The sequence below is a fragment of the Bacillus sp. HMA207 genome (assembly GCF_003402455.1).
GTDB lineage: Bacteria > Bacillota > Bacilli > Bacillales > Bacillaceae_G > Bacillus_A > Bacillus_A cereus.
This window is the reverse complement of record NZ_BEZT01000001.1, coordinates 2140943-2156343: the sequence shown is the minus strand read 5'-3', so window position 1 is coordinate 2156343 and position 15401 is coordinate 2140943. Positions and strand designations below refer to the sequence as shown.

Here is a 15401-nt window from a genome sequence, read left to right as displayed (position 1 = left end):
CCAGAGAGGGCATATCACATATGAATGATAAAGGTAATGAATGAAAAGAAGGTGATTTGTTAATATGTATAACCAACAAAATTATCCATATGATCAAGCGATGTATTATAATCCACATGACTACGGGTATGAACCTACAAATGAAGTGAGAGATATTGAACAAGAAGATTACAGACCAGATGATGCGGAGGATGCTCCAACGTCACCACCACCGTCACAAGCGCCATCGTTACCGTCTACATTTGCTTCTCCAGCACAACCAGGCAATATGAAATCATGGATGTGTAACTGTTTAGGAAGATGGGGCTATTTACGTTTACATCGTCCTGGACCTTTTGGAAGGGATTTATGGTTCTTTCCGACTGAAGTGAGAAGAAACGGAGTATCAGGTTACACTTGGCAAGGTGGTCGTCGTCGTAAAGTAAGTTATCGCTATCAACAAATTAGTAATTTTATGTGCTTCGCATAAAGAGAGGTGGGAGAGTAAAACGATTGTACTCTCTCACTTTTTTATTTTTCAATATACGAAGTAAGATTTTGATTAAAAATTTACAATTTTCACGTTTTTATTAGAGTATAATGCATATGTTGGTTGGTTTTCAAAAACAAATGAGAGTGAGGGAATACAATGTCAATGAAAAACAAAGTTGGGTTAAGCATAGAGGATGGCATTAATTTAGCTTCAGCTCAGTTTAAAGAAGATGCGTATGAAATTTATAAAGAATCGCGAAAAAAACAACCTATATTATTTGTAAACCAAGTTGAAATCGGTAAAGAATGGCTCATTACTAGATATGAAGATGCTCTGCCACTTTTAAAAGATAATCGTTTAAAAAAAGATTGGACAAATGTGTTTTCTCAAGATATAAAGAACATGTATCTTTCCGTTGATAATAGTGACCACTTAACAACACATATGCTAAATTCAGATCCACCTAACCACAGTCGTTTACGATCTTTAGTTCAAAAAGCTTTTACACCGAAGATGATTGCACAATTAGACGGAAGAATTCAGAGAATAGCAGATGATTTGATAAGTAATATAGAGCGAAAAGGTACATTAAATCTTGTGGATGATTATTCGTTTCCGTTACCAATTATTGTAATAAGTGAGATGCTCGGTATTCCAAAAGAAGATCAAGCGAAATTTAGAATTTGGTCTCATGCTGTTATTGCATCACCAGAAACACCTGAAGAAATAAAAGAGATCGAAAAACAACTATCTGAGTTTATTACATATCTTCAATATTTAGTTGATATTAAAAGAAAAGAGCCAAAAGAAGACTTGGTGAGTGCTTTAATACTTGCAGAGAGTGAAGGGCATAAACTTAGCGCTCGGGAACTATATTCAATGATAATGCTATTAATTGTCGCAGGACATGAGACGACAGTGAATTTAATTACAAATACGGTATTAGCACTTCTTGAAAATCCAAATCAATTACAGTTATTAAAAGATAATCCAAAACTAATTGATTCGGCTATTGAGGAAGGATTGCGTTATTATTCTCCAGTTGAGGTTACAACTGCAAGATGGGCAGCGGAACCTTTTCAAATTCACCATCAAACAATACAGAAAGGAGATATGGTTATTATTGCATTGGCTTCAGCGAACCGTGATGAAACAGTATTTGAAAATCCAGAAATATTTGATATTACACGGGAGAACAACCGTCACATTGCCTTTGGTCATGGTAGTCATTTCTGCTTAGGAGCTCCACTTGCGAGGTTAGAAGCAAAGATTGCTATTACTACTTTGTTTAATCGAATGCCTGAACTACAAATAAAAGGGAATCGTGAAGAAATTAAATGGCAAGGTAACTATTTAATGCGTTCTTTAGAGGAATTACCTTTAACTTTCTAGAATAGTTAAAAGGAGACATGCATACATCGAAAATGATTTACATAGAGTATGTATGTGTTATTTAAATTCGAAACGGAAGGGTGAAAACATCCCAATGATCAACTAATTCTATTTGTAAGAGATCTTCGTTAAAAAACGAAATATTCTTCTGAATAGGGTTAGTCTGTACATTTATAGAAAAGGGATGTATTTCGCTCTGCGAATATATAGTCTTTTTATATGATTTGTGCTGCCTCCTGTTCAGAACATGAAATAGGAGGCTTTTTTATGTCGACAAATGTAGTAACGAAACAAAACAATGGGGCATCACAAGTATTAAAAAATCGGTTTGTTCAAGGGATTTTAGCATCAGCATTATTTTTACAAATAGGAATATGGGTTCGAAACTTTGCGGTATTACTATATGTAATGGAAATGACAAAAGGTGATGCTTTTGCTATTTCGATGATTTCAGTTGCTGAATTCGCTCCAATTTTTATTTTTTCATTTATTGGCGGTACTTTTGCTGATAGGTGGAAGCCAAAGAAGACAATGATATGGTGTGAAACGTTAAGTTCCATTTCAGTATTCGCTGTATTAATTACGCTTATGTTTGGAACGTGGAAAATTGTGTTTTTTGTGACACTCATCTCTGCAATCCTTTCACAGTTTTCACAACCATCTGGAATGAAATTGTTTAAACAACATTTATCAACAGAACAAATTCAATTAGCAATGTCTATATATCAAACGATATTTGCAATATTTATGGTATTAGGACCAATACTAGGGACATTTATCTTTCATAGTTTTGGAATTTATATTTCAATCATCATAACAGGTATCTCGTTTTTACTTGCGGCAGTTGTATTGTTATTTCTTCCGAAAGATCTTGAAAACGACGTAGAAAAGAAGGATATCACTCTGTTGCAAGAGATGAAGGATGGTATTAAGTATGTCAAAAAGAAAAAAGCATTAACTTTGCTAGGGCTTTGTTTTATGGCTGCAGGACTAGGTATAGGATTAATTCAGCCATTAGGTATATTTATTGTGACTGAGCAGTTAGGATTATCAAAAGAGAGTTTACAGTGGCTACTAACAGTAAATGGTGCGGGAATGATTGTTGGCGGAGCATTAGCAATGGTATTTGCGAAAAATGTTGCTCCGCAAAAGATGTTAATTATCGGTATGCTTGGTCAAGCAATTGGTATTGGCATTATAGGATATTCTACAAATTTATGGGTGACACTTACAGCGCAGCTTTTTAGTGGTTTAGCTCTTCCTTGTATCCAAATTGGTATAAATACACTTATTATTCAAAATAGCGATACCGATTTTATAGGTCGTGTAAATGGTATTTTAAGTCCGCTTTTTACCGGTTCAATGGTAGTAACGATGAGTATAGCTGGCTCATTAAAAGAGATGTTTTCATTAAGTATGATGTATGAAGGGACGGCTTTACTTTTTATAATTGGATTATTGTTTATTTTACCTATATACAATTTAAAGCCAGTAATAGCGGTAGAAAGTGAAATAAGTGGTAAAGGAAGTGCCGTACAAAATGAATCCTAATCCAAATGTTAAATACCCTATTGAAGGAAATCAAAACGTTCAATTTATAAAAAATATAATAACAAAACCTAATATACTTGTTGGTGACTATTCTTATTATGATGCGAAAGATGGAGAAACATTTGAAGATCGAGTATTACATCATTATGAATTTCTTGGAGATCGCCTTATTATTGGAAAGTTTTGTTGTATTGCATCTGGAGTTAACTTTATTATGAACGGAGCCAATCATCGGATGGATGGATTTTCGGCATATCCATTTAATATATTTGGAAATGGGTGGGAGAAGTATACACCTAGTTTGTCTGATTTACCTTATAAAGGTGATACAGTTATAGGAAATGACGTTTGGATTGGTATGGATACAACAATTATGCCCGGAATAAAAATAGGGGATGGTGCAATCATTGCAGCTAAATCTGTTGTGACTAGAGACGTCGCACCATATACAATTGTTGGTGGAAACCCTGCAAATAAAATAAAAGAGAGATTTTCAAATGAAATAATTCAAGAATTATTGCAAATTCAATGGTGGCATTTTGATATTGAAAAAATAACTGGAAATATTGATGCTATTGTACGCGGAGATATTGAACCATTAAGAAAGCTAAAAAGGGAATGAAAAATGGATGACAAATAGTATCATACCTCCGAATTTTGTTAATGATAATAGAACAAGGAGGTGTGATACTATGGCACAAGACGTTTTATGTGAAGTAAACAACTGTAAATTTTGGGCGAACGGTAATAAATGTAGTGCAGAGGCAATTTACGTAGTAAGTCATAAAGGTAAACATGCATCTACAACGGAAGAAACAGATTGCAAAACATTCGATCCAGAAGTGTGAATTTTTTAAGGGTAGCCAAATCGTGGTTGCCCTTTTATTAATGATAGTATTGATAATAAATATCATTTTCATTCATTGTTTTTAACTTTTCTTGTTATTTTTTCATATTTTCTTCATAAGTGATGTAATCCAACTCAATTCATGTTCAATTCGTGATTTACTAAATTCAATGACTTCAGTAATAAAGGGTGAGGTAACCTCTAGAGACTGAATAGCGGTAAGTTGATTATGTAGTACGTTTTGACGTACAGTCAAAATCTCTTTTCTAGCTTCATATTCAAGTTTTTCAAATAGCGCGATACGAACAAGAAATTCTGCATTATTTGTCGCAAGTTTTTCGGGAAACTCTCGTAACATTTCAGAAAAAATTTCTTCTCCTGTTTCTGTTATATCGTACATATTTCGGTTTGGTTTTCCAACTTGTTTATGTATTTTTTTCGTTATAGCACCCATATTTTCAAAGCGCCGAAGGGCAGGGTAAAGCATGTTGTGATTTAACTCAAAATTCTCACCTAAACGATTTTGAACATTTTTTTTGATTTCATATCCATGTTTTGGTCCTGTCGTTAATTCTGCTAGCAGTAAAATGTCAACGTACATAAAAATCCCCCTTATATATTTCTCAAGTTCTCTAATGAAAAATCTCCTTTTGTATATGTTAAAATAACATATGATAGTTTATACAACTTTGAACTGCCGACCTATCACTTTTATTGTAAAAGAAAAGGGAGGAAAGAACTATGGCTTCACCTGAAAATGTTATTTTAGTTCATGAAATTTCAAAGCTGAAAACAAAAGAAGAATTATGGAATCCATATGAATGGTATCGTTTGATGAGGGATAATCACCCAGTTCATTATGATGAAGAGCAGGATGTATGGAATGTTTTTTTATATGATGATGTAAATCGTGTTTTATCAGATTATCGCTTATTTTCAAGTAGAAGGGAGCGCAGACAATTCTCAATCCCTCCTTTAGAAACTAGAATAAATATAAACTCTACAGATCCACCAGAACATCGCAATGTACGTTCCATTGTTTCTAAGGCATTTACTCCAAGAAGTTTAGAACAGTGGAAACCTCGAATACAGGCTATCGCAGATGAACTTGTACAACATATCGAAAAATGTAGTGAAGTTAATATCGTTGAACAGTTTGCTGCACCTTTACCTGTTACCGTTATTTCTGATTTATTAGGAGTCCCAACAACAGATCGTAAAAAAATTAAAGAATGGTCTGATATTTTATTTATGCCGTATAGTAAAGAAAAGTTTAATGATCTGGATGCCGAGAAAGGGATAGCATTAAATGAATTCAAAGCATACCTTTTACCGATTGTTCAGGAAAAGAGATATCATTTAACCGATGATATCATATCTGATTTAATTCGAGCTGAATATGAAGGCGAAAGATTAACCGATGAGGAAATTGTAACCTTTTCATTAGGTTTACTAGCGGCTGGGAATGAAACCACTACAAATTTAATTATTAATAGCTTTTATTGCTTTTTAGTAGATTCACCTGGAATTTATGAAGAGTTAAGAAAAGAACCTAACTTAATTTCAAAAGCGATTGAGGAAGTATTACGCTATCGCTTTCCTGTTACATTGGCCCGGAGGATTACAGAGGATACAAATATATTTGGTCCTTTAATGAAAAAGGATCAGATGATTGTTGCGTGGGTTAGTGCAGCGAATTTAGACGAGAAAAAATTTTCACAAGCCTCTCAATTTAATGTACATCGAACAGGAAATGAAAAGCATTTAACCTTTGGGAAAGGTCCTCACTTTTGCTTAGGAGCACCACTTGCACGTTTAGAGGCTGAGATTGCATTAACTACCTTTATAAATACTTTTGAAAAAATAGAGCTATCCCCATCTTTATGTTTAGAAAAATGTATATTGGAAAATGAACAAACATTAAAATACTTACCTATTCGTTTGAAAGCTAAATAAAAATCTTAACAAGGTGCATACATTTGCATCTTGTTTTTTGTTTCTCAATTGTGAGTTTTCGGTAATTACCTTAATATGGAATTGTATAAAACGTAGAGGAGGATTCTTATGTTGACTTGTAATGGAAGTAAATCATTTCAAAAGTTTATTAAAGGTGTTACAGATCTTATGGAAAACGGTTTATTTGAAGAAGAAATAGTGTGTGGCATTGAAAAGTTACTAGAAGAACTTTTAGAAAAGAAAACATGGCTTCCGTTAGATAAACAGAAGGCCAATTTGACTCAATATGCACGACATTTATTGTATGAAGATCCGCTCAAACGTTTTGAAGTACTAGCTCTCGTATGGAAAGATGGACAATCTACACCTTTACATGATCATGACGGCACATGGGGAGTAGAAGGCGTTTTTTCAGGAAGGATTATGGTGCAGAACTTTATACAAACGAAACAACTTGGAAATTCACTTGTTTATTTAACACATACAGGAAATCTTTATTTGGGAGAAGGAGAAACAGATAAAGTAATTCCACCAGCGGATTGTCATATTCTTGAAATTAGCAAAAATGAAAGCGTTATTACGATTCATGTCTATGGAAAACGGTTAGAAAAGTTTAAAGTATATATCCCAACTGAAGAAAAAAATGTGTACATGTGTGAGACGAAATACATTAGTTATAATTCATAGTTTAAAATCCAAAGCTTTTTTAAAAAGAAAAGCTTTGGATTTTATTTTTAATTATTTCTTGACCTGAAACGCTTTTCATAAATTATAAATAAGAAGTACCTCACGAGGATTGTATGAAAACGATACCTAATAATTAATTAGAACTCGTGTATTTATAGAAAGTGGTGAAGAAATAATGAAATTAATTGCAATTGATTTAGATGGAACTCTTCTTTCGGGGAATAAAATGATAAGTAAAGAAAATGCAGAAGCAATTCGAACATGTCAAGAAGCTGGCCATGTTGTAGCAATTTGTACAGGACGTTCTATTGTTGACATTGAGCGATTATTGTTAGAAGTTGATTTAGAGTGTCCAATCATTGCGGAAAATGGTGCTCTTATATATAAAGATAAAAAAATGATGAAGAGATATCCAATTCAAAATATGCAGGCACTTGAAATTGTAGAATATCTTGAAGAGAATGGTTTATATTATCAGCTCTATACTGATAAAGGTGTGTATGTACCGGATTATGGAGTAGAGAGTGTACGTAATGAAATTGAGCATGTGAAGAATTCAAAAGAAAATTTCGACTTGAAAGAGTTAGAAACAATCGCAGCATTATATCTTGAGCATACAGCGTTTCATAGTGCGGAAAGTTGTAAACCAATTGTAGAAACAGATATACATGTGCATAAACTATTACCATTTTCTTATGAAATTGAGAAATTAAAAAAACTAAAAGAAACATTTCTTCATAATACAGATTTAGCAATTACATCTTCATATTGGCACAATTTAGAGATTAATCATCGAGATGCTCAAAAAGGGAATGGATTATATACTTTAGCAGAACATCTTAATATTCCGGTTGAAAACACTGTAGCGATAGGTGATGGGCTAAACGATGTTTCTATGATGGAAAAAGCGAACATATCAATTGCAATGGGGAATGCAGTAGAAGAAATAAAAGCAATGTGTAAATACGAAACGTTATCAAATGAAGAACATGGTGTGGCACATGCTTTATATAAATATGTAATGTAATTAAAAAAGAAAAAAGAATCCAAATGGATTCTTTTTTCTTTTTTATTAGGGGTAAGGTATTCTATGAGATTCATAGAAGCCTTATTACATTTTATTATATAGAATATATTGGAATAAATGTTTATATTTTTCATAAAAATTGTGAATATTTTATGAACTTTATACTTATTGCATGTTTATACCGCTATTAGTAACGTGTATGACTCTCAAGTGAAAATTCAGTGAATGTAAGGAGGAATTCAAGTTACTAGACAATAAGTGAGGAATCAACGAAATATATACTAATTAAAGGTATATTCAGTATATATATTCTTTTCTTATTTTAATTGAAAAATAAAATTTGTTCGAATAATTATTCTACAGCTATATACCTACACTAGCTTTCTTCGTATAATGGAGAAGTATGAATTTTAGATTTGTATTAATTTTACATATTGAGGTGAAAAAGGAATGAATTCGCGGCTAATGGAACTTATTGATGTGAGTACAATAGAAACCATGGCAGAACAATTTTATAAATTAACTAATATATCACATCAACTTCTTGATGCTGAAAAAGAATGTGTTTTTTCATTCGGAATGAATGAGATAAAAAAGAGTAAACTTCCAAAGATTGAAATCCCCATTTTCTTATACAATCAACATTTAGGATCTTTTGTTGTATGGTCCAAAAAAAGTGAAATTTTCAGTTGTCAAAAATACTTTGAAATGCTCTCAAGTTTAATTTTAGATAGCGCAATAAAAGTATTTCAAAGTAAAAATACAACGTTGCTTTCTCAGAAAGAGGAGGAACTACATACGATTTTACAAAACATGCCTGTTATGGTCGATGCGCTTGATTATAATGGAGATTTTGTTTTGTGGAATCGAGAATGCGAAATTGTAACGGGTTATACCGCTGAAGAAATAATTGGAAATCCCAATGCACTGCAATTACTGTATCCTGATTATAATTATCGCCATCAAATACAAAAGAAATTTTTAACTTGTGGAAAAAATTTCAGAGATTGGGAAATGCACTTAACATGTAAAAATGGTGAAGTCAAAACAATAATGTGGTCGAATATATCAGAACAGTTTCCTGTAACAGGATATAGTTATTGGGCTGTTGGTGTAGATATTACACATTTAAAAGCGATAGAAGAGCAGTTAAAACAACAAACATCTGAACTGGAATTAATTTTTAAAGCTTTACCAGATTTATGTTTCTTAACAGAAGATGATGGCACAATTATAGATTACAAGGCAGGATCTCCTACAAAGTTTTACGTACCTGCAGAAGCTTTTATGGGAAAAAAGTTTTACGAAGTATTACCATCTTCAGTAGCACAGCAGTTTCAGGAAGCCATTAATCAAGTGAAGGAAAAAGGAACGAATGTAATTGTAGAATATCCACTCACACTTAATGGAAGTATTAATTTCTTTGAGGCTAGGTGCTTACCATTATTACATGATAAAATTATGATTATTGTACGCGACATTACAGAGAGAAAAAAGACAGAAGAATTGCTAAATAAATCAGATACGCTTGCAGCAATTGGTCAATTAGCAGCTGGCGTGGCTCATGAAGTAAGAAATCCTTTAACTGTAATTAAAGGATTTATACAGTTATTTCAAATTAATAAAGAAGATCAAGAAAAATATTTTGATCTTATGCTCTCTGAAATTGAAAGGATAGAAGCGATCCTGCAAGAATTTCTGGCAATTGCTAAAACAGATGAGATAAATACAGAAAAGAAAAATATTTATCAAATTTTTAAAAATGTCGTATCGTTAATGAATACAAAAGCAATTATGACAAATATTCAAGTTGAACTATTTACGGATGACAAAGATATAATTATTGAATGCTCAGAAAATCAATTGAAACAAGTATTTATTAATATTTTGCAAAATTCAATCGAAGCTATGCCAAATGGTGGGGAAATTTCAATTCACATAAAAGAAATAAATGATGATGGTGTCATCATTCATGTAATAGATGAAGGAATAGGAATACCTGAAGAAAGAATTAAGAGATTAGGTGAACCTTTTTATAGTACGAAAGAAAAAGGGACTGGTATTGGATTAATGTTAAGTTATAAAATTATTGAAAGTCATCAAGGGACAATTAGTATCATGAGCGAGGTTGGTATCGGGACAACAGTAACTATTTACTTACCGAAAGTACTAAGTAAACAATCTCTTTCTAATTGTGACGATAAATGTATAGCAATACGCACTAGTAGTAATTCTTAAATCAATTAATACCCAATAACAAAGCGATTAGTGAAAACTAAGCTTTTTGTTATTGGGTATTTTTTATATTTAATTTAGTAAACTTTACCTTTTCTTTACCTTTGTTTTAATTTCTATTAAGTTTTAAACATTATATTAATATTTGTACAAAGCAATGTATAGAAATTGTACATTACTTTTAATATAGAAATGTGATTATTATTTGAAATATTGTAAGGAGGAGATTATGACAAAGTGAAAAAGCAAGAGAAGAAAAGTGGTAGAGTAGTACCTCTCCGGTTAAATATTTTATTCCTTTGTGTATTTTTATTATTTTCTGGCATTATTATTCAATTAGGGAAAGTGCAAATTTTTGATGGAGAAACATATAAAAATGAATTAGAGAAGAGAGAAAATGCAACCGTGGGCCTTTCTGTACCACGTGGGAAAATATTTGATCGTGAAGGAAATCCAGTAGTTGATAATAAGTCTTTACGTACGATTACATATACAAAGGTGAAAGGTGTAAAACAAGAAGAAATATTAAAATCAGCAAGACAACTTGCAGATATTATTGAAATGCCACAAGAAGATATAGATAAGTTAACTGAGACTGATAAGAAAGACTTTTGGATGCAATTAAATCCAGAACTTGCTCAAGACTTAGTATCAAAAAAAGAAATAGATAAGTTCCGAGATAAGGATATTACCGGAAAAGAGCTAGACAAAAAAATAGAAGATTTAAAAAGGAAACGCGTTACAGATAAAAATCTTCAAGAACTAACGGCTAAAGATATAGAAGTGTTAGCTATTAAAAGTAAAATGACCTCAGGTTTTCAAATGGCACCTCAAATTATTAAAAAGGACGTTAGTGAACAGGAATATGCGGTGATTAGTGAAAATTTAGCGAACCTTCCAGGAGTAGACGCATCAGTTGATTGGGAGAGAATCTATGTAAATGATGGATTATTCCGTTCTGTCCTTGGTAACGTTTCAAATGCTGATGAAGGATTGCCACGTGAACGATTAGATTATTATTTAGTGCGTGATTATAGCCGAAATGATAGGGTCGGCAAAAGTTATATCGAACAGCAATACGAAGATGTACTTCATGGTACAAAAAAAGAAGTAAGAAGCATTGCTGATAAACAAGGAAATACTATTAGAACGGAAACGGTTTCGGAAGGAAAAAGCGGTAAAAATTTAACTTTAACAATAGATATGGAATTGCAAAAAAAAGTAGAGGAGAGCATAGAAAAAATATTAAAACAATATAAAGGATCAGAATCAATGTTAGACCGTGCTTTCGTAGTGATGATGAATCCGAAAAATGGCCAAGTATTATCAATGGCTGGGAAAAGGCTTGTAGAAAAAGACGGGAAAATGGAAGTTGAAGATTATGCTTTAGGCACGCTGACAAGTTCATATGAGCTTGGATCAACGGTTAAAGGTGCGACAGTGTTAACAGGGTTTGAAACAAATGCAATAACTCCTGGAACACATTTTTATGATGCACCTATGAAATTTAAAGGAACTAAGGAAAAGAAGTCTTGGAAAAATTTTGGTGATATAGACGATCTAAGAGCGTTACAAGTTTCTTCAAACGTTTATATGTTTAATATAGCATTAAAAATTGCTGGCGTGGGTTATGTGAAAAATAGTTCACTAGATATTAAACAAGAATATTTTGATAAAATGAGGTATTATTTCAGGCAATTTGGACTAGGCGTACAAACTGGTATTGATTTACCAAATGAAACCGCAGGGCAAATCGGAAGAAAAGATAATCAGCCTGGTTTCTTATTAGATTATTCTATTGGACAATATGATACGTATACACCACTTCAGCTTGCACAATATATTTCGACTATCGCAAATGGAGGGTATCGAATGAAGCCACAAATTGTTCAAGAGATTAGAGAACAAACCGTTCAAAAAGATGAGGTTGGTAAAGTAGTACAATCAATAGAACCCGTTGTTTTAAATAGAATCGATATGAAACAAGAATATATTAATCAAGTAAAAGAAGGATTTAGAAAAGTATTTCAAGAGGGAGATGGAACGGGAGTAAGAGCGTTCCAAAAAGCACCATATAAACCAGCTGGTAAAACAGGGACCGCACAAACTGTATATGGTGGAGAAAATGAAATTGGGCGAAATGCGAAAGGTGATCGTAGAGAATGTTATAACTTAACATTGGCTGGATATGCGCCATATGATGATCCAGAAGTAGCATTTTCTGTTGTAGTACCATGGGTTGAAAATGATAAATCGGGAATTAACTCCGATATTGGAAAAGAAGTTTTAGATGCTTATTTTGATTTAAAAAATAAGCGATTAACTGGTGAAGCGCCAAAAACAGATGCCCCTAAAGAGAATTAAAATGTACGAAACGTCTCTAGTATTTCTGTAAACTAGAGGCGTTTTTATCTGGGAATAGATTAGAAATGAGGTATATATGAAGCTGTTTATTCTAAAATATTGGCGGAACATATGTAGCTACATATTCATTATAATAGGGGTTATTTTTATTAATAAGTCCTTTTTATTTTGTATGGTAGAAGGAATTTCTATGCAACCTACTTTGAATGAAAAAGATTATATACTTGTTAATAAGGTAAACGTCTGTTTATCGTCTTTTCATCATGGAGATGTTGTCATTATAAAAAAAGAAGACGAGCCTACTTACTATGTGAAACGAATTATTGGATTATCGGGGGATAACATACAACTAAAAGAGGATGAGGTATTTATTAACGGTAAAAAGCGTGATGAGTCGTATATACATTTAGATAAGTCGCAAGTATCCAATCGTTTTTCAAATTTTAGAGAAATAAAAGTTCCTACGCATAAATTATTTGTGTTAGGTGATAATCGTAATCATAGTAAAGATAGCAGGAATACACTTGGACTTATTGATGAGTCAAATATAATAGGTAAAGTAGAAATGGATAAAATAATTCTATTAACGATTCACGTTTTATAAAATAAATCATATATTGATAGCATAGGACAAGCAGAAAAGCTTGTTCTAACCTCACAGAACACTCCTTATCACGGTTAGGCATCTACATAGGTAGATGCTTTTTTTATGTTGATGACTGAAAATTATTTATCAATATAATGTAGCAAGCATATTAGGACTATTAGGGGAAGATTACTTGTACAAATAACAGTATGCTTAATTAAAACAATGAAATGTAAGGAGTGAGGAATAAGTGCTAAATATTTTGGTGGTTAATTTTCCAGCAGAGGGACATGTAAACCCTACATTAAATTTAGTAAAAGCTTTTACTGAACGAGGGGATAACGTACATTATATTACAACGGCAAACTTTAAGGATAGAATTGAAGATTTAGGAGCTACTGTACATACTCATCCGGATCTATTAAAAGAGATTTCTATTGATGCTGAAACCTCATCTGGGTTAAATGCTTTCTTTCATGTGCATGTTCAAACTTCTTTATATATATTAGAAATTACGAAACAATTATGTGAAAGTATAAATTTTGATTTCGTAATTTATGATATATTTGGTGCAGGAGAGTTAGTAAAGGAGTATTTACAAGTTCCAGGTGTAGTGTCCTCACCTATATTTTTAATTCCGCCAGAATTTTTGAAGACATTACCTTTTCATCCACATGCAGATATGCCATTCCAACCAGAGGAAATCTCTGAAAAATTACTAAATCAGATGGAACATAAATTTGGAGTAAAACCAAAGAATAATCTTCAATTTATGAATAATAAGGGTGATGTTTGTCTCGTATACACAAGTCGTTATTTCCAACCTAATAGCGAATCGTTCGGAGAAAATAACATTTTTATTGGACCGAGTATTTCAAAGCGTAAAACAAATATAAAATTTCCACTGGAATCACTTAAAGAAAAGAAAGTTATTTACATTTCAATGGGAACACTGCTTGAAGGACTCGAACCATTCTTTAATACTTGTATTGATACTTTTTCAGATTTTGATGGGATAGTTGTAATGGCAATTGGTGATAGAAATGATATTTCAAAAATAAAGCAAACGCCAGATAATTTTATAATTGCTCCATACGTACCTCAATCAGAAATATTAAATGAAGCAGATGTTTTTATTACACATGGCGGTATGAATAGCGTACACGATGCCATTCATTATAATGTCCCATTTGTAATAATACCGCATGATAAAGATCAGCCTATGATAGCGCAAAGATTAACTGAACTGGAAGCAGCACATAGACTATTGAAAGAACATGTTAATGTGTACTCTTTAAAAGAGGCCGTAACAGATGTACTTTCAAATGAAAAGTATAAACATGGTATAAGAAAACTTAATGATAGCTTTTTAGAATGTGGTGGTTCAAAAGAAGCCATTGCAGTTATTGAATCTCTTTTAAATAAAGTAAAACTTTAATTGGTGGGGCTTTACTGCCTGCAAATAGCGGGATAAATAGTCGTAACTGTATACAAGCATAGAGGTTCTCACCTTTATGCTTGTGTATTCTTATCCAGCAAATTGTACAGCAGTATTTGCATGTAAAAAAGCAGTATCAAAAACGGGAACAGTAAGATCATTTTGGGAGATGAGTAAAGGTATTTCAGTGCAGCCTAATAATATACCTTCAGCGCCGTTTTGAATTAATGATTTTGTAATTTGTAATAACCTTTCTTTAGATGTTTCTGAAATGATCCCTCTACTTAATTCATCTAATATGACATGGTGGATAAAAGTTCTTTCCTCATCATTTGGGATAATTGTCTCAATGTTATATTTCGCTAATCGTGATTTATAGAAATCTTGCTCCATCGTTTGTTTTGTTCCTAATAGTCCGATACGTTTTATATTCTGTTCTACCATTTTTTTAGCACTTACATCACCAATGTGAAGAAGCGGGATAGATATTGCTTGTTCTACCTCCTCAGCAAATAGATGTACAGTATTTGAACACATTAATAAACATTCAGCCCCAGATTTTTCAACTTTCTTTGCAACTGTAACTAGTTCATTTTTCACTTCTTCATATTGATGGTTTTGTAATAAAGTAGTTACTTCACCAAAGTCCATACTATATAAAACTAACTTTGCATTTTGATCGTATTGAGAGAGTGTAAGTGTATTAATATGTTTATAGTATAATGATGTAGATTCCCAACTTAATCCTCCAATCAAACCAATAACTTTCATAATGCATTCCTCCCGAAACGATTTTGAATTTATTATTTCATAATTCCGATAAGAATACAATGATTTAAATGCACT

At 32.4% G+C, this 15401-nt stretch carries 14 protein-coding genes; 12 read left to right on the top strand and 2 right to left on the bottom strand.

The features are described from left to right. Positions 1 to 64 precede the first annotated feature (64 nt). The 5 genes from HMAS_RS11310 to HMAS_RS11285 all read left to right on the top strand — a co-directional run bounded on the left by HMAS_RS11310 (position 65) and on the right by HMAS_RS11285 (position 4263). The gene (locus HMAS_RS11310) at positions 65 to 469 is read left to right on the top strand and encodes a hypothetical protein (RefSeq protein WP_000282680.1); all 405 of its coding nucleotides are present in this window, start codon (positions 65 to 67) and stop codon (positions 467 to 469) included. A gap of 159 nt (positions 470 to 628) precedes the next feature. Next, positions 629 to 1864, top strand: a complete 1236-nt coding sequence (locus HMAS_RS11305; RefSeq protein ID WP_046392757.1) for a cytochrome P450 family protein — start codon at positions 629 to 631, stop codon at positions 1862 to 1864. A gap of 267 nt (positions 1865 to 2131) precedes the next feature. Then, entirely contained in the window at positions 2132 to 3415 is a 1284-nt protein-coding gene (locus HMAS_RS11295) for an MFS transporter (RefSeq protein WP_000106383.1), read from the top strand. Beyond that, positions 3405 to 4037: a Vat family streptogramin A O-acetyltransferase gene (locus tag HMAS_RS11290; protein ID WP_001069247.1), complete on the top strand. Its 633-nt coding sequence runs from the start codon at positions 3405 to 3407 to the stop codon at positions 4035 to 4037. The genes HMAS_RS11295 and HMAS_RS11290 overlap by 11 nt, the downstream gene beginning before the upstream one ends. A gap of 70 nt (positions 4038 to 4107) precedes the next feature. Beyond that, positions 4108 to 4263, top strand: coding sequence for a DUF1540 domain-containing protein (locus tag HMAS_RS11285; protein WP_000046095.1), 156 nt, complete (start codon positions 4108 to 4110; stop codon positions 4261 to 4263). A 102-nt stretch (positions 4264 to 4365) separates the two neighbouring features. Here the strand turns inward: HMAS_RS11285 and HMAS_RS11280 are convergent, their stop codons facing one another. Further along, entirely contained in the window at positions 4366 to 4863 is a 498-nt protein-coding gene (locus HMAS_RS11280) for a PadR family transcriptional regulator (protein ID WP_000289121.1), read from the bottom strand. 140 nt (positions 4864 to 5003) lie between these two features. Here HMAS_RS11280 and HMAS_RS11275 point away from each other — a divergent pair, with 140 nt between their 5' ends. The 7 genes from HMAS_RS11275 to HMAS_RS11245 all read left to right on the top strand — a co-directional run bounded on the left by HMAS_RS11275 (position 5004) and on the right by HMAS_RS11245 (position 14555). Then, complete coding sequence (locus HMAS_RS11275; protein ID WP_116344819.1) at positions 5004 to 6218, top strand: cytochrome P450; 1215 nt, start codon at positions 5004 to 5006, stop codon at positions 6216 to 6218. Between the two features lie 108 nt (positions 6219 to 6326). Then, positions 6327 to 6905 (top strand): cysteine dioxygenase family protein, encoded by a 579-nt coding sequence (locus HMAS_RS11270; RefSeq protein WP_000954437.1) that lies wholly within the window; start codon positions 6327 to 6329, stop codon positions 6903 to 6905. 175 nt (positions 6906 to 7080) lie between these two features. Continuing rightward, complete coding sequence (locus HMAS_RS11265) at positions 7081 to 7932, top strand: Cof-type HAD-IIB family hydrolase (protein WP_000766385.1); 852 nt, start codon at positions 7081 to 7083, stop codon at positions 7930 to 7932. A 450-nt stretch (positions 7933 to 8382) separates the two neighbouring features. Beyond that, the gene (locus HMAS_RS11260) at positions 8383 to 10170 is read left to right on the top strand and encodes an ATP-binding protein (RefSeq protein ID WP_116344818.1); all 1788 of its coding nucleotides are present in this window, start codon (positions 8383 to 8385) and stop codon (positions 10168 to 10170) included. Between the two features lie 234 nt (positions 10171 to 10404). After that, entirely contained in the window at positions 10405 to 12531 is a 2127-nt protein-coding gene (locus HMAS_RS11255) for a peptidoglycan D,D-transpeptidase FtsI family protein (protein ID WP_088867791.1), read from the top strand. Between the two features lie 76 nt (positions 12532 to 12607). Beyond that, positions 12608 to 13135, top strand: a complete 528-nt coding sequence (lepB, locus tag HMAS_RS11250; protein ID WP_088867792.1) for a signal peptidase I — start codon at positions 12608 to 12610, stop codon at positions 13133 to 13135. Positions 13136 to 13367: 232 nt separating this feature from the next. Continuing rightward, a complete protein-coding gene (locus HMAS_RS11245) occupies positions 13368 to 14555 on the top strand; it encodes a macrolide family glycosyltransferase (RefSeq protein WP_065223093.1) in 1188 nt (395 codons plus the stop codon). 90 nt (positions 14556 to 14645) lie between these two features. Here the strand turns inward: HMAS_RS11245 and HMAS_RS11240 are convergent, their stop codons facing one another. Further along, a complete protein-coding gene (locus tag HMAS_RS11240; RefSeq protein ID WP_000864400.1) occupies positions 14646 to 15326 on the bottom strand; it encodes an aspartate/glutamate racemase family protein in 681 nt (226 codons plus the stop codon). Between the last annotated feature and the right edge of the window lie 75 nt (positions 15327 to 15401).